The following is a 16,888-nucleotide window of genomic DNA, read 5'->3' as shown; positions in this document are numbered from 1 at the left end:
CACTCCCCCGTCTTCCGGCCCGCCCCGCACCGCCGTTGCACGGCTCGTCGGCCAGTCGGTTCGCCCGCTCGCCTGCTCGTCCGTTCTTGCGTCCCGCACTCCGCCATGTCACCCAGCATTGGAAGAGGAGCGCCCGTGACCCCCCACCCGCAGCCCGCCCTCACCCGTGACCTCGTCGTCGCGGTCAGCCCCTTCGAGGAGCCACAACCGGCCATTGTGACCGCCGCCGAGCGCGCCGGGGCCCTCGGCCTGCTCGACCTCGGCCGGGACGCCGACGCCGCGCGGCGCGGTTTCGCAGAGCTGGGCCGCCGGCTCGGCGGCGCCCGGTACGGGGTGCGGGTACCGGCCGGCTGCCCGCTCGGCCCCGGGGAGCTGCCCGCCGCGGTGGACACCGTGCTGCTCGCCGCCCCCTCCTCGCACACCCCCGAGCGGGTGGCCGCATGGGCCGCGGCGGCCGGGCGGCCCCGGGTGTGGGCCGAGGTCACCGGCGCGGCCGAGGCCGGGGCGGCCGTGGCCGCCGGGGCGGACGCGCTGGTGGCCAAGGGCCACGAGGGGGGCGGCCGGGTGGGCCCGGCCACCACCTTCGTCCTGCTCCAGCAGCTCCTCGGCGACCCCGCGGTCCCGGTGCCCGTACGGGCCTGTGGCGGGATCGGCCCGCACACGGCGGCCGCGGCCGTCGCGGGCGGGGCCGCCGGGGTACTGCTCGACGTACAACTGGCCCTGACCACGGAGGGCGAGGCCGGGCTCCCGGAGGAAGTCCTCGCCGCACTGCGGGCGATGGACGGCTCCGAGACCCGCACGGCGGACGGGCACCGGGTGTTCGCACGGCCCGACCTGACCCCGCCCGAGGGGCCCGTACCCACCCTGCTCGGCGCCCGCGACCTGCGGACCCAGCTACTGCCCGTCGGTCAGGACGGGTCCTCGGCGGCCCGGCTGGCCGCGCGCCACCGGACCACGGGCGGCGTCGTGCAGGCCGTACGGGCGGCCGTCGCCGGGCACCTGGACGCTGCGGTACGGGCCCGGCCCCTCGGGCGGCCGCACCCCGTCGCGCAGGGCCCGATGACACGGGTGAGCGACCAGGCGGCCTTCGCCGCGGCGGTGGCCGCCGCGGGCGGGGTCCCCTACCTCGCGCTCGCGGTCATGGAGGGCCCCGCCGTACGCCGGCTGCTGACGGAGACGGCCGAGCGGCTCGGGGACCTCCCCTGGGGCGTGGGGCTGCTCGGCTTCGCCCCGCCCGGGCTGCGCCGGGAGCAACTGGCGGCCGTGACCGAGGCCCGGCCGCCGTACGCGATCATCGCCGGTGGCACCCCGGCGCAGGCGGCCCCGCTGGAGGCCGTGGGGATCCGGACCCATCTGCACGTGCCTTCGCCCGGTCTGCTGGAACGGTACCTCGCCGAGGGCGCCCGGCGGTTCGTCTTCGAGGGCTCGGAGTGCGGTGGACACGTCGGGCCGCGCGCCTCCTTCCCGCTGTGGGAGGAGCAGATCGAGCGGCTGCTCACCTGCCCCGAACCGGAGTCCCTGGACGTGTTGTTCGCGGGCGGGATCCACGACGAGCGGTCCGCCGCGATGGCGGTGGCGGCGGCGGCCCCGCTGGCCGCCCGGGGCGCACGGGTCGGGGTGCTGATGGGCACCGCCTACCTGTTCACCGAGGAGGCCGTGGCGGCGGGCGCGGTCCTGCCGGGCTTCCAACGGGCGGCGGTGGAGTGCGCGGACACCGTGCTGCTGCACACCGCGCCGGGACACGCCACCCGGTGCGCGGCCACCCCGTACGCCGAAACCTTCGAGGCGACCCGGCAGCGGCTCGCGCAGAGCGGCATCGAGCCGCGCACGATGTGGGAGGAGCTGGAGCGGCTGAACCTGGGGCGGCTGCGGATCGCCAGCAAGGGCCTGCGCAGGAGCCCCGACGGGAGCGGGCTGGAGCCCGTCGCCGAGGAACAGCAGCGGGCCGACGGGCTGTTCATGCTGGGCCAGGCCGCCACCCTGCGCACGGGCACCACCACGATCGCGGCGCTGCACGCGCAGGTCACCGAGGGGGCCACCGCCCTGCTGGAGCGGCGGGCCCGGGAACTCGCCGGCACCGGGCCGTCGGCCGAGCGGGCGCCCCGGGCTGCCGACCCGCTCGACATCGCCATCGTCGGGATGGCCTGCGCCTATCCGGGCGCCCCCGACCTCGCCGCCTACTGGGCCATGGTCCTCGCCGGGACGGACGCCGTCACCGAGGTGCCGGCCGAGCGCTGGGACCCTGCGCTCTACTACGACGCCGACCCGGCCCGGGCCGGTGAGCGCACCCCTTCCCGCTGGGGCGGCTTCCTCGGCCCGGTGCCCTTCGACGCCCTCGCGCACGGCATCCCGCCCGCCTCGCTCGCCGGGATCGAGCCGGTGCAGCTGCTGGCCCTGGAGATCTCGGCACGGGCCCTCGGGGACGCGGGCTACGGCAAGGAGCGCGCCTTCGACCGGTCCCGGACCTCGGTGGTCTTCGGCGCGGAAGCCGGTACGGAACTCGCCGGGGCCTACGGGCTGCGCGCCCTGCACCCCGCCTACCTGGGGGAGCTCCCGGCCGAGCTGGACGAGCAACTGCCGCGCCTCACCGAGGACTCCTTCCCCGGGATCCTCGCCAACGTCATCGCCGGGCGGGTCGCCAACCGACTCGACCTGGGCGGCGCGAACTGCACGGTCGACGCCGCCTGCGCCTCCTCGCTCGCCGCACTGGACCTCGCCTGCCGCCAACTGCGCGATCACGACAGCGACATGGTGCTGTGCGGAGGCGCCGATGTGCACAACGGCATCAACGACTACCTGATGTTCGCGTCCGTCCGCGCCCTGTCGCCCGGGGGCCGCTGCCGGCCCTTCGACGCGGCCGCCGACGGGATCGCGCTCGGCGAGGGCGTGGGCGCGCTCGTCCTGAAGCGGCTCGCGGACGCGGAACGCGACGGCGACCGCGTGTACGCCGTGATCAAGGCGGTGGGCGCCGCCAGCGACGGCCGCTCCCTGGGCCTGACCGCGCCCCGGCCGGAAGGACAGCGGCGGGCCCTGGAGCGGGCGTACGCGCGGGCCGGCATCACGCCCGGCGAGGTGGGCCTGATCGAGGCGCACGGCACCGGAACCGTCGTCGGGGACAGCACCGAACTCGCCGTGCTGAGCGAGCTGTTCACCGCGTCCGGGGCCGAGCCGGGAGCCTGCGCGCTGGGCTCCGTGAAATCGCAGCTCGGGCACACCAAGTGTGCGGCCGGGCTGGCCGGGCTGATCAAGGCGGCCCGCGCGGTCCACACGGGCGTCCGGCCCCCGACCCTGCACATCGACACGCCCAACCCGGCCTGGCGGGCGCAGACCAGCCCGTTCTCCTTCGACAGCGAGGCCCGTCCCTGGCCGGTGCCCGCGGAGCAGCGGATCGCCGGGGTCAGCGCCTTCGGTTTCGGCGGCACCAACTACCACGCCGTGCTCGCCGGTCACGGCGGCTCGGCAGAGCCCCGGCACGGACTGGAGGAGTGGCCGGCGGAGCTGTTCTGCTTCCGCGGCGAGGACCGGCGGGCTGCGGGCCGCGCGATGGCCCGGCTCGCGGCGCGGCTGGAGGAGAACGACGCGGCCGGGCGGCCCTGGGCCCTGCGGGACCTCGCGGCGGAGACCGCCGCGGCCCCCGGCCGGATCGAGGTGGCCGTGGTGGCGGCCGACCTGGACGAACTGGCGGCCCGCCTGGAACGGGCCCGCGCCTTCACCCCGGGCGCGGGGGTCCACGTACGGGGGGAGGCGGCGGAGCCGGGCGGGGTGGCGTTCCTCTTCCCCGGCCAGGGCAGTCAACGCCCCCGCATGTTGGGCGCGTTGTTCACCGCGTTCCCCGCCCTGCGCGGCCTGTTGGACTCCGCCCCGCCCCCGGTGGTGTCGACGGTGTTCCCACCGGCGGCGTTCACCGTCGAGGCGCGGGCGGCGCAGCGGGCGGCCGTCACCGACACCCGCGTGGCACAGCCGGCCCTCGGCCTCGCGGGGGCGGCGGCGCACCTCCTGCTCGGCGAGCTCGGCGTACGGCCGGACTGCGTCGCCGGGCACTCGTACGGGGAGCTCACCGCGCTGTGGGCGGCCGGGGCCTACGACACGCAGAGCCTGCTGCGGCTCAGCGCGCGCCGGGCCGAGGCGATCGTGGCGGCCGCCGGCGCGGATCCGGGAGCGATGGCGGCGGTGTCGGCCGCGCCGCAGGAGGTACGGGAGATCGCGGCCCGCGCCGGGTGCGTGGTGGCGAACCACAACGCGCCCCGGCAGTGCGTGATCTCGGGCCCGACGGCGGCCGTGTCCACGGCGGTGACGGCCCTGCGCGAGGCGGGCCTCGCGGTGGACCCCCTCCCCGTCGCCTGCGCCTTCCACAGCGAGGTGGTGGCAGGAGCAGTGGCATCCCTGACCGCCGAACTGGCGACGACCCGGGTGTCGACCCCCCACACCCCGGTCTGGTCGAACACCACGGCGGACCGGTATCCGGCGACGGCACAAGAGGTACGGAGCCTTGCCGCGCGCCAGGTCGCGGAGCCGGTCCGGTTCGTCGAGCAGGTGGAGGCCATGTACGCGGCCGGTGTCCGGACCTTCGTGGAAGCGGGGCCCGGCCGGGTCCTCTCCGGTCTGGTGGGCCGGATCCTGCACGGGCGACCGCACACGGTGGTCCCGCTGGACGTACCGGGCGAGCACGGTCTGGTCCGGCTGGTCACCGCGCTCGCCGAGCTGGTGGCGGCGGGCGTGCCGGTGGCGCCGCAGGCCCTGTTCCGCGGCCGCACCTCCCGCCTCCCGGAGCACGCCCCGCGGCGACCGGGCTGGCTGGTGGACGGCCACCTGGTCCGCACCGCGGACGGCGCCCCGGTCCCGGGCGGCCTCCGCCCGGCCCGCCGGGTGATGCCCTCCGTAGCCGAATCGGCTCCGAAGGCCGACCGCCGGGAGGAGGCGGTACTGGAATACCTCCGGAGCACCCGCGAACTGGTCGAGGCCCAACGGGACGTCCTCCTCGGCTTCCTGGGCGCCGCGCCCACGGATCCCCGGGTCGGGGCCAGCGGGGCCGGCAGCGTGTCGGGGCGATCCCCGCAGGGCGGCGAACGCAACTCCTCCGCGCCCTTTGCCCCCGCGCCCCGCTCGGCGCCCGAGGAGACGCCCCGGCGCACGCCCGACCCCGCCGGCCCCGCCGCCCCCGCCCCCGCGCCGCCGGGTCCGCGCACCGCCGAAGAGGTCATGGACCTCGTCCTGGAGATCGTCCACACCCGCACCGGATACCCCCGCGACATGCTCGACCCCGAACTGGACCTGGAGGCGGACCTCTCCATCGACTCCATCAAGCGGGTGGAGGTCATCGGCGCCCTCGCCGACCGGATCGGCCTCCCCCAGGACCCGGGCGGCAGCGGCTCCGCCGAGTCCGCGGTCGAGGAACTGTCCCGGATCAAGACCCTGCGCGGCATCGTCGGTTGGATCACCGCCCGCGCACCCGCCGCGCCCACCGCACCCGCCGCGCCCACCGACCCCGCCGCGCCCGACGGCGCCCCCGTGGCACGCCCCCTCGGTCGGCTCCGGGTGGACCTGGTGCCCGTACCGGCGGCCGACGGCGACCCCGAGACCCTGCGCGGCCTGCGGATCGGCCTCGTCGGGGACGGCCAGGGCATCGCCCCCGCCCTCGCGGCGGCCCTGGAGGACCTCGGCGCCGAGCCGACGCGACTGCGCGCGGCCGGGCCCGGCTTCGACGGCCTCGTCGACCTCTCCGCGCTGCGGACCACCGCCGGGCCGGTGTTGCCCGATGCCTTCCCGGGGCTGCGGGAGGCCCTGACGACCGGAACCCCACGGCTGCTGCTCGTCACCGGGCCCGGCACCCCCGGCGCCGGTCTGCACGGCTTCGCCCGCAGCGCGGCCCTCGAATTCCCCGGCACGCTGGTCCGGGCCGTGGACGTCCACCCCAAGGAGGACCCGGAACGCATCGCGGCGCAGCTCGTCGCGGAACTGAGCAGCGGCGCAAGCGCCCCCGACGCCCACGTCACCTCCCACGCCCCCCACGCCCCCGACGCCCCCGCCTCCGTCGGGTACACCGCGGAGGGGACCCGCGTCGCCCGCCGCCCCGTACCGGCACCCCTGCCCGCTCCCCCCGCCCCCGACGGCACCGTGCCCCTGGACCGCGACTCCGTGGTCCTGCTGACGGGCGGGGCCCGAGGGATCACCGCCCGCACCGCGCTCGCGCTGGCCCGCGCCACCGGATGCCACGTGGAACTGGTCGGGCGCACCCCCGAACCCGCCGCCGGAGCCGACGGGTTCGGGCCGGCACAGGACCGGGTCGCGCTGCGCGCGGCCCTGATCGCCGCGGGGCTGCGTACGCCCGCGGAGATCGAGGCGGCCGCGTCGCGGATCCTCGCCGAGCGCGAGGTGCGGGCCACCCTGGCCGCCCTCGGCGCCGCGGCGGCGTCCGTCCACTACCACTGCGCGGACGTCACCGACGAGCGGGCCGTCCGGGCGGTCGTAGCCGACGTACGGGAGCGCCACGGCCGCCTCGACGGCATCGTGCACGGCGCCGGCGTGCTGCGGGACGGGCTGCTGCGCGACAAGCGGCCGGACGATTTCGCCGCGGTCTTCGCCACGAAGGTGACCGGGGCCCGCAACGTGGCCGCCGCGGCGGCCGAGCACGGGGATCGTCCCGCGCCCCGGTTCCTCGCCCTGTTCGGCAGCGTCGCCGGGGTGTACGGCAACCGCGGCCAGTGCGACTACGCCGCGGCCAACGACGCCCTCGACGGCCTCGCGCACGTCTGGGCCGAGTCCTTCCCGGGTCGGGTGCTGGCCGTCGACTGGGGCCCCTGGGCGGCGGAGGCGGGCGGGATGGTCACCCCCGAGCTGGAGCGTGCGTACGTCCGGCGCGGCATCCCGCTCATCGCGCCGGACGCGGGGACCGCCGCGTTCCTCGACGAACTGGCGTACGGGAGCGACGTGCAGGTGGTCCTGATGGCGGAGGAGGGCCGGGGCGATGCATGACGGAGAGCGGTGCGGCCCCCGCCCGACGGACGCCGCGATCGTGGGGATGGGCGCGGTCTTCCCGGGGGCCGCCGACCTGGCCGCGTACCGGCGCAACCTGCTCGCCGGTACGGACTGCATCGGCGAGGTCCCGCCGGAGCGCTGGGACCCCGAGGTGTACTACGACCCGCGGAGCGCCACCGGACCGGCGGCGGGCGACCGGTTCTACTGCCGGCGCGGCGGCTTCGTCGACGGTCTCGCCGCCTTCGACCCGACCCGCTTCGGGATCATGCCGGCTGCCGTGGACGGGGCCGAACCGGACCAGATGCTGGCCCTGCACGCGACGGCCGAAGCGATCGCCGACGCGGGCGGCGAGGCCCGGCTGCCCGCCGACCGATCACGGATCGGGGTGGTGCTGGGGCGCGGCGGGTTCATGGGCGTGGCCACCGCGCGGCTCGACCAACGCGTGCGCACCGCACACCAGTTGGCGCAGACCCTGCGGGATCTGGCGCCGGAGTTGGGTGAGCGGCGGATCGCAGCGGTGCGCTCCGCCTTCCAGGACGCGCTGGGGCCGGAGCAGCCGGACGCGTCGATCGGGCTGGTGCCGAGCTTCACCGCCGCCCGGACCGCGAACCGGCTGGACTTCCGCGGGCCCGCCTACACCCTGGACGCGGCCTGCGCCTCCTCCCTGCTGGCGGTGGACCAGGCGGTGGGGCTGCTGGCCGCCGGGCGCTGCGACGCGGTGGTCGCCGGGGCGGTCCACCACTGTCACATCGCCACGCTGTGGAGCGTGTTCACGCAGCTGCGGGCGCTCAGCCCGAGCGAGCGGATCCGGCCCTTCGACCGCCGGGCCGACGGAACCCTGCTGTCCGAGGGCACCGGGGTGGTGCTGCTGAAGCGGCTGGCGGACGCGGAGCGCGACGGCGACCGCGTGTACGCGGTGATCCGCGGCACGGGCGTGGCCGGGGACGGCCGTGCGGCGAGCCTGATGAGCCCGCTGGTCGCCGGCCAGGTGCAGGCCCTGGAACGGGCCTGGCGGGAGGCCGGACTGGATCCGCGGGCGCCGGGCGCGCTGGGCCTGCTGGAGGCGCACGGCACGGGCACCCCGGTCGGGGACGCGGCCGAACTGGAAACCCTGGCGCAGGTGTTCGGCCCGCCCGAGCCCGGGAGCGGACCCGGGATCGGGCGCGGGAGCGGACCCGGGATCGGCTTCGGGTCGGTGAAGTCGATGCTCGGCCACACCATGCAGGCCTCGGGCATGGCCGGACTGATCAAGGCCGCGCTCGCCGTGTACGAGGGGGTGCTGCCGCCGACGCTCCACCTCGAGGAGCCGCACCCGGACCTGGCCCGGACGCGGATGCGGCCGGTGCGCACGGCCGAGCCGTGGGAGCGCGGGCCGCGGCCGCGCCGGGCCGGGGTCAACGCGTTCGGCTTCGGCGGGATCAATGCCCATGTGGTGCTGGAGGAGGCTCCGACGGCCTCGCGCCCGACCCCTACGGCAGCCCCCGCCCCGGCCCTAGGTCCCGCCCGAAGCCCGGCCCGGGTGGCGCCGGTGCGCCGGTTCCTGCCGCTGGGAGCCCCGGCCGCGCCGGTGGGGCCGGCCGCGGGGGACGACGTACTCCTCATCGGTGCGGACGCTCCGGCGCAGCTGGCGGCCCGGCTGGCGGCCGCCGTCCCGGTGTCCGGCGGCGACGGGCCCTGCCGGGTCGCGGTGGTCGGGCCCACGCCCCAGCGGCTCGCACTGGCCGCCAAGGCGGTGGCGCGCGGCCGGCCGTGGCGGGGGCGCGGGGACGTGTGGTTCGCCCCGGAGCCGCTGGGCGGCCGGGTGGCGTTCCTGTTCCCCGGCCTGGAGCCGGAGTTCGCCCCCGTGGTGGACGACGTGGCGGAGCGGTTCGCGCTGGCGGCGCCCGGGCTGACCCGCGGCGCGTCCCTCGTGGAGCGGGCCCTCGACGCGATCGCGACGGGCCGCTTCTTCGCCCGCGTCCTGCCCGAACTGGGCGTCGAGGCCGATGTACTGGCGGGTCACAGCCTGGGCGAGTGGGCGGCGATGGTGGCCGCCGGCATGTACCCGCAGGAGGCGGCGGACGCCTTCCTCGGCTCGCTGCGACCGGGGGACGTCCGGGTCCCGGACCTCGTGTACGCGGCGCTGGGCTGCGGCGCGGAGCGGGCCCGGGCCGCCCTGCACGACCTGGACCGGGTGGTGGTCAGCCACGACAACTGCCCCCACCAGTCCGTGATCTGCGGGGATCCGGAACAAGTGGTCGCGGCCGTGGCGCGGTTGCGCGGTGACGGGGTGCTCGGTCAGGAACTGCCGTTCCGTTCGGGTTTCCACACCCCTATGTGGGAGCCGTACCTCGGGCAGGTCCGCGCCGCCTTCGACCGGCTGCCGCTGCGGCCCGGAGGGCTCCCGGTATGGTCGGCCACCACGTGCGCGCCGTTCCCGTCGGCCCCGCGGGACGTCCGCGACCTGGTCGTACGGCACCTGCTGGAGCCGGTCCGCTTCCGCGAGCTGACCCTGCGGCTGTACGAGGACGAGGGCGTGCGCGGCTTCGTCACGCTGGGCCCGGGCAGCCTGCCTGGCTTCGTCGAGGACACCCTGCGCGAGCGCCCGCACCTCTCGGTCTCCACCTCCGCCCCGCGCCTGTCGGGCCTGGCGGCGCTCCGCCGCACCTGCGCGGCGCTCTGGGCGGAGGGGTACGCGCCGCGGTGGGGGCTCCTGGCCGGGGCGGCTCCGGCGGCCGGTTCGACGCCGCGCCCCGGCCCTGCCGCTCGGCAGCCGGCACCGGCCGGACCGGGGCTCGGCGTGCCCCTGCACCTGGGGTCCCCCCTGGTCCACCTGAGCGAGACGGCCCGCACCTCCCTGCGCGGCCTTCTCGCCCCCGGCCCGACCCCGGGCGCGGCCCCGGCCCCGACCCCGGACCGGCCGACGGGACCTCCAGCGCCCGTGCCCGCGGCGGCCGGAGCGGCCCGCCCGGTGCTGCTCTGCGCCCTGGACGCGGTACTGGCCGAGGCGGGCTCGGCCGCCCGGGCCGTCACCGACGCCTGGTCGACCGTAGGACCGTCGAAGGCACCGGCGCCGCCGCCCGCCGAGGACACCAACGGTTCGGGAAGGGCCACGGGGAAGCAGCTGCTGCGGCTGTCCCTGGCCGCGCTCCCCTACGTAGGGGACCACTGCGTGTACCTCCAGCCCGACGGCTGGCCGGAGGACTCCGACCGGTTCCCCGTCGTGCCCATGACCACCATGCTGGAGCTGGCGGCCGACGCCGCCCGGCGGCACGCCCCGCCCGGCCTCGCCGTCATCGGGTACGAGGAGGTACGCGCCCTGCGGTGGCTGGCGGTCGAGCCGGCCGTCGACGTCGAGGTCACCGTCCGCGGTGACGGGCCGGGCCGGATGCGGGTCGACCTCGGGGAGTACGCCTCGGTGGTCGTGCTGCTCGGCGAGCGGTACGGGGAGCCGCCCGCGCCCGACGGCACGCCCCTGCGCGACCCCGGACCCGCCCCGGTCAGCGCCGAGGCCCTGTACCGGGACCGGTGGATGTTCCACGGCCCGCGCTTCGCCGGGGTGCACGAGGTCCGGTCCGTCGGCCGGGACGGCATCCGGGGGGTCCTGCGGGCACTGCCCGACCCGGGCGCGCTGCTCGACGCGGCCGGGCAGCTCTTCGGGCACTGGATGCAACTGCGCCTGCCGGTGGACCGGCTGGTGTTCCCGGCCGCCGTGGACCGCATCCGGTTCTACGGGCCCCCGCCCGCCCCACGGGAGCTGGTGACCGCCACGGCCCGGATCCGCGCGGTGCAGGACGTCACCGTGCGCGGTGACGTCGAGCTGCGCCGGGCGGGCGGCGGGGTGTGGGCCCGGATCGAGGGGTGGACGTACCGCCGGTTCGCCGCCGACGAGCGGGTTTGGCCGATGAAGTTCACCCCGGAGGTGTGCGGGATCGGCGAAGCCCGGCCCGAGGGCTGGTGCCTGGCCCGGCGCCGCTGGAGCGATCCCGCCTCGCAGGAACTGGTGATGCGCCGCTACCTCGGTGCCGCCGAGCGGGCGGCCTACGAGCGGCTGTCGCCGCGCGCCCGGGGGCCCTGGCTGCTGGGCCGGATCGCGGCCAAGGACGCGCTGCGCCAGCTGTTGTGGGACGGCGGGGCCGGGCCGGTGTTCCCCGCGGAGGTGCCGATCGGCAACGACCCGGCGGGCCGGCCGGTGACCGGGTCATCGCTGACCGGCGGCTTCCGGCTGTCGATCGCGCACAAGGACCGGCTCGCGGTCGCGCTGGCCCATCCGGCCCGGCCGGTCGGCATCGATGTGGAGCAGGTGACCGCGGACCCGGACGCGCTGATCCGGATCGCCCTCGGGCCGGGCGAACTCCGCCTCGCCGAAGCGCTGGCCGCCCGCGGGGGCACCGACCTGCCCGCCGCGCTCACGGCCCTGTGGTGCGCCAAGGAGGCCGCGGCCAAGGCGGCCGGGGGCGGGCTGGGCGGCCGGCCGCGGGACTGGCGGGTGTCCGGGGACCCGGATTCCGGCGCACTGCTCGTGACCTCCCCCGAGGGGGACCCGTACCCGATCCGCACCACACCGCTCAGCAGCCCGCTCAGCACCCCGCTCACCGACACCGCGCCCGACCACGTCGTCGCCTGGACCGTCCACCTCGCGACGCCCTCCCCCGTCCCCGTACCCGTCCCCCTTCCCCTCACGGAGGCCCGTCATGGCACCTGACATCCTCGCCGAGATCACCGGCATGCTCGTGGAGATCGTCGGCGACGAGTACCTGCTCGCGGAGGAGGTCACGATGACGACGACGTTCAACGAGGACCTCGCCCTGGAGAGCATCGAGTTCGTCGCCCTCGCCGAGCTGCTCCACCACCGCTACGGCGCCGACGTGGACCTGATGGGCTTCCTGGCCGAGAAGGACATGGACGCCATCTTGGCCATGTCCGTCGGCGAGCTCGTCGCCCACATCGGCCGGATCACCCACACCTCCCTGGCCCGGGCCGCGGCGGGGCCCTCCCCCGCGTCGGCCGGCTGAGCCGGCCATGGCCTTCGTCCGCGCGGGCTCCCTGCGCTTCCACGTCCAGCAGCTCCCGGCCACCGCCCCCGACCGGCCCGTCGTGGTGTTCCTGCACGGGCTGGTCGTCGACAACCTGTCCTCCTTCTACTGCCCCCTGGCCCTGCCCGTGGCCCGGGCCGGCCACGAGGTCGTCCTCTACGACCTGCGCGGCCACGGCCGCACCGAGCGTCCGGGCTCCGGCTACGACAGCCGCACCGCCGTACGGGACCTCTTCGCCCTGCTCGGCGCGCTGGACCTCGGACGGCGCCCGGTCCACCTGGTCGGCAACAGCTACGGCGGGACCCTCGCCCTGCACGCCGCCCTGGCCCGGCCGGACCTGGTCACCGGGCTCACCCTCCTCGAACCGCCGCTCGGCGGCGCCTGGGTGGAGAACATGGTGGACACCCTGTCGGCCGCCGCGCTGAGCCTGGAGGACAGCACGGTCCCCACCGAGCTGCTCGCCCTGCGCCTGCGCAAGGCCGCCAACCTGACCGCCATCGCCGACGCCCTCCTCAACCGCACCACGCTCATCGACGACATCGCCGCGAGCCGCGTCTTCACCCCGGCCGACCACGCCCGGCTGCGCTGTCCGGTCCTGGTCGTCTGCGGCGAGCACTCCGAACTGCTCGCGGGCGGGCGGGAACTGGCGCACCACGCCCCGCGGGGTGCGCTGCGGATCCTGCCGGGCCTGGGGCACGACGTCCTGAAGGAGAGCAGCGGGGTCCTGAAGGAGACCGTGCTCGCCCATCTCGACGCGACGGCCGGCGCGGCCACGACGGCGGCGGGGCCGCGGGTGGGAGCGCTGGTCCCGTGAGGGTGTTGTTCACCGTGCCGCCGCTGGCGGGGCACGTCAATCCGACCGTGGCCGTCGGGGCCGAACTGGCCGCCCGGGGGCACGAGATCGCCTGGACGGGACCGGGCCCGGCGCTGGCCCGGCTGCTGCCGGCACAGGCCCGGATCCTGCCCGCCGGGGAGGAGCTGGGCGCCGGCGGGTACGCGGCGCTGCACGAGAGCTGGCGCGATCTGCGCGGGGTCGGTGCGCTGCGGTTCCTGTGGGAGGAGGCGCTGGTGCCGCTGGCCCGGGCGATGGTGCCGGGGGTGGCCCGGGCCGTGCGCGCCTTCGGACCGGACCTGCTGGTCGCCGACCAGCAGGCCCTGGCCGGGCCGCTGGTGGCCCGGCGGCTCGGGGTCCCGTGGGTGACGTCGGCCAGTACCTCGGCCGAGCTGACCCGGCCCTTCGCGGACTTCCCGAAGGTCGGGGAGTGGGTGGCCGGGCAGATCTCGGGCCTGCTCGCGGAGTTCGGTGCGGCGCGGGATCCGGGGAGGGGCGCGGGCTGGGACCCGCGGTTCTCCGAGCGGCTGGTGCTGGTCTTCTCCACTCCCGAACTCGTGGGCGCGGAAGGGGACTTCCCGCCCCACTACGCCTTCGTGGGGCCGGCCTTCGGGGCCCGGCCGCCGGCGCCCGCCTTCCCCTGGCAGCGGCTGGACCCGGCGCGGCGGCGGGTGCTGGTGTCCCTGGGCACCCTCAACCAGGCGGCCGGGGCCCGCTTCTACGGCGCGGTGCTGGGCGCCGCCGAACGGCTCGCCGGGGAGGTCCAGTTCGTCCTCGCGGCGCCCGCCGACCTGATCGGGGACGTACCGGACCACCTCCTGCTCCAGGAGAGCGTCCCGCAGTTGGAGCTGCTGCCGCACCTGGACGCGGTGGTCTGCCACGCCGGCCACAACACCGTCTGCGAGGCCCTCGCGCACGGGCTGCCGCTGGTCGTCGCCCCGATCCGGGACGACCAGCCGATCGTGGCCCGGCAGGTGGCCCTGGCCGGGGCCGGCGTCCGGGTGCGGTTCGGCCGGACCCGGGCCGAGGAACTGCGCGACGCGCTCACGGCCGTGCTGGACGACCCCGGCCCCCGCCGGGCCGCCCGGCGGATCCAGGCCTCATTCGCCGCGGCGGGCGGAGCCGCCGCCGCGGCCGACCGGTTGGAGAAGCTGCTATGACGCCACCCCCGCTCTCCCGGGTCCCGTGGACCTCCGTCCTGTTACTGGCCGCCCTCGGCGCGGGCACCGTACGCGCCCGGCGCCGGCTGCGGGCGATCCCGGTGCTGCCGGTCACCCCGCCGGCGGCGGCCGGAGTGCCGCGCGCCGCCGGATGGCGGCTGCTCACCGCCCGGGGGGTCGAGCCGGACGCGGCCACCTTCCTCGCCGCCTGCGCGTTCGCCGAAGGGGAGGGGCTGCGGGTACTGGACCTGCTGCCCGCGGACCTGGCTGCCGAACGGGCCCTGGGGCTGCTGCGCCTGGTCGACCCGGCCCGGTACCGACAGGACCGGCTCGCGACGGGCCGCGGGGCCGGGTTCGCCGTGCTCGTCACCGAGGAGGTGCTGGCCCGGGCCGGGGTGGATCCGGGCGGGCCGCGCCGGGATCCCGCGGAACTCCTCGCGCTGACGCGCCGGTTGAAGGAGTACGCGGCCGATGCCACCGGGCTGGCCATCGCCCCCGGCCTGCGCTGTGGTGGGGTCGGCGAGCCCGGGGGGCCGGCGCGGGCCGCCGAGTTGCGGGCCCAGGGGCTGCCGGCGGGGGCGCTGGCCGGCGCGCAGCTCGGCGGGTTGGCGCTGCTCGCGGGCGTCGCCGTACGCCAGGGCCGGTGGGGCGCGGCCGCGGCCGGACTGTACTGGCTCCAGCCGTACCTGGTCCTCGGCGGTCCGGGCTCCCCGCTGCGCCCCGCCGGTCTGGGCCGGGCCACGGCGGCCCGGCCGGTGCGCTCCCTCGGCTCGGGGCTGCGTACGGCCGCGGCAGCCCGCCGGGACACCCCGCCGGACGGCGCGGTGGAGGCGGCGCGGGCCGCCGCCTACCGGGAGGACCTGGCGGCGGGGACCCGGCGGTTCCTCGAACCGCGCCGCACGGAATGCCCGTGGTGCGGATCGGGCCGGCTCACCGTCCGGGTCCGGGTGTCCGACCTGCTCCAGGGCAAGCCGGGCCGTTTCACGCTGGAGCGGTGCGGGGACTGCCGGCACGTCTTCCAGAACCCCCGGCTGACCTCGCAGGGGCTGGAGTTCTACTACCGGGACTTCTACGACGGGCGCGGCGGCGAGGGCGCGGGCACGGTCTTCGGCAGGCTGGGCGACGCCTACCGGGGGCGCGCCGAGATGCTCGTCCCGCACGCCGACCCGGTGTCCTGGCTGGACGTCGGCACCGGGCACGGCCACTTCTGCAACGCGGCGCGGGAGGTCTGGCCGCAGACCCGCTTCGACGGGCTCGACATGGGCGAAGGGGTGCGGGAGGCCGAGCGCCGCGGCTGGGTGGAGACCGGATACCTGGGCCAGTTCCCGGAGTTCGCGTCGAAGCTGGCGGGCCAGTACGAGGTGGTCAGCATGTACCACTACTTGGAGCACACCCGGGAGCCGCTCGCCGAGCTGGACGCGGCGGTCACGGTGCTCGCCCCCGGCGGGTTCCTGGCCATCGAGCTGCCCGATCCGCAATCACGGATGGCCCGGCTCCTCGGCCCGTTCTGGCTGCCCTGGTTCCAGCCGCAGCACCAGCACCTGATGCCCGCCGCCAATCTGCGCGAGGCGCTGGCCGACCGGGGGTTCACCGTCGTCGCCGAGGAGCACGGACCGGCCCACCAGGGCAACGACTTCTTCGGCGCGGTGGCCCTCGCGGCGACGCGGTTGGCCCCGGACCCGGACCGGCCGTGGGGTCCCGGACCCACGCCGCGCGCCCGGCTCCTCGCCCACGCCGTACGGGTGGCGGCACTGCCGTGCTTCGCCGCGGCGGCGGTGCTCGACACGCTGCGCACGGCGGTGGCCCGGCGCACGGACGGCGGGAACGCCTACCGGATGCTGGCCCGCAAGGACGCGCCGTGACGGGCGCGGTCGGCCGCGTCGGACCGCCCACGGGGAAGCGGCCCCCTTCCGCGGCAGCCCGCCGGGACCCGGCGGGAGCCTCCGCCGCCGTACCGCCCGTGCGGCCCACCGCCTCGGCCGGCGCCGCCGCCACCGCTGACCGCGCCGGAGGCGACCTGGCCCGGCGGGCGACGGCCGATCCCCTGTTTCGGCTCGTGGCCTACGCCCTGGAGGCCGCGCACGGGCGGCCCCCGGCCGCCGTGTGGAGCGCCCCGTACGCCTTCCACTTGGGCTCCCCCGGCCTGGTCGCGGCGGCCGGCTGGCCCACGGCCGCCGCCGCGGCCCCGCGCACCGACGGCCTGGTGCGGCTCAGTTCCCTCGGTCATCCCGCGGACGGCTGCGATCTGCCGCTGACCCTGTCCGGGCCGCCGCCCGCCGCCCCCGCCTGGGCGGCCCGGCCGTACGCCGTGCTGCGGGCGCTGGCCCGGGCCGGGTTCGGCGCCGGCGGGACCGACCTGCACGTCCAGGGCTCGCTCACGGGCGCCGCCGGGCTGGCCACGGCGGAGCCCGCCGAGTGCGCGGTGGCGCTGGCGGTGGCCGACGTACACGCGGGGGCGGGTCAGCGGCCGGACCGCGAACGGCTGGCCCGGCTACTGGCCGGAGCGCTCCCGGACGGGGACGACGGACTGCGCCGGGCGGTGCTCTTCGCCCGGTCCGGCAGGGCGCTGCTGCTGAGCGCGGAGCCCCGGCGCCGCCAGCGGTACGTCGCGTTCGACCCGGCGGCGTCGGGAGCGCGGCTGGTGCTGGTCGCCGTCCGCGGGGAGGCCGCGGACCGGCCGAGGGAGCTGGCGCGGGCCGTGGCCTGTGCCCGCCGGGCCGGGGCGCTGAGCGCCTGGCCGCCCGGGCAGGGGCGGGAGCCGGGGCGGAGCGTGCTGGTGCTGCTGCCCGAGGCGCGTCTGGCGGCGGTGCGGGCCGCGGTGGCGGAGGACTTCCGCGACCGGGGGCGGCCCGTACCGCGGTTCCTGAACATCGCCGTGGCCGGTGCGGCCCGGCGCGAGGAGTGAC

At 77.5% G+C, this 16,888-nt stretch carries 7 protein-coding genes; all 7 read left to right on the top strand.

The annotated features are described in order from the left end of the window. Positions 1 to 135 precede the first annotated feature (135 nt). Genes OG594_RS37265 through OG594_RS37235 form a run of 7 tightly spaced genes read left to right on the top strand, consistent with a single transcriptional unit; the run spans position 136 to position 16,887 of the window. Positions 136 to 6,972 carry a type I polyketide synthase gene (locus OG594_RS37265; protein WP_266606823.1) on the top strand — a complete coding sequence of 2,279 codons (6,837 nt, stop codon included), beginning with the start codon at positions 136 to 138 and terminating at the stop codon, positions 6,970 to 6,972. Next, positions 6,965 to 11,659 (top strand): type I polyketide synthase, encoded by a 4,695-nt coding sequence (locus OG594_RS37260; RefSeq protein WP_266606822.1) that lies wholly within the window; start codon positions 6,965 to 6,967, stop codon positions 11,657 to 11,659. The genes OG594_RS37265 and OG594_RS37260 overlap by 8 nt, the downstream gene beginning before the upstream one ends. Beyond that, entirely contained in the window at positions 11,649 to 11,969 is a 321-nt protein-coding gene (locus OG594_RS37255; RefSeq protein ID WP_266606821.1) for an acyl carrier protein, read from the top strand. Before OG594_RS37260 ends, OG594_RS37255 begins: the two co-directional genes overlap by 11 nt. A gap of 7 nt (positions 11,970 to 11,976) precedes the next feature. Next, positions 11,977 to 12,804, top strand: a complete 828-nt coding sequence (locus OG594_RS37250; protein WP_266606820.1) for an alpha/beta fold hydrolase — start codon at positions 11,977 to 11,979, stop codon at positions 12,802 to 12,804. Positions 12,805 to 12,806: 2 nt separating this feature from the next. Then, a complete protein-coding gene (locus OG594_RS37245) occupies positions 12,807 to 13,982 on the top strand; it encodes a glycosyltransferase (protein WP_266608763.1) in 1,176 nt (391 codons plus the stop codon). Continuing rightward, a complete protein-coding gene (locus OG594_RS37240) occupies positions 13,979 to 15,844 on the top strand; it encodes a class I SAM-dependent methyltransferase (protein WP_266606819.1) in 1,866 nt (621 codons plus the stop codon). The genes OG594_RS37245 and OG594_RS37240 overlap by 4 nt, the downstream gene beginning before the upstream one ends. Next, positions 15,841 to 16,887: a galactokinase gene (locus OG594_RS37235; RefSeq protein ID WP_266606818.1), complete on the top strand. Its 1,047-nt coding sequence runs from the start codon at positions 15,841 to 15,843 to the stop codon at positions 16,885 to 16,887. The genes OG594_RS37240 and OG594_RS37235 overlap by 4 nt, the downstream gene beginning before the upstream one ends. The last annotated feature ends 1 nt before the right edge of the window (position 16,888 follow it).

The organism is Streptomyces sp. NBC_01214 (assembly GCF_026340975.1).
GTDB lineage: Bacteria > Actinomycetota > Actinomycetes > Streptomycetales > Streptomycetaceae > Streptomyces.
The sequence above is the reverse complement of the archived record's forward strand: the minus strand, read 5'-3'. Positions and strand labels throughout refer to the sequence as shown.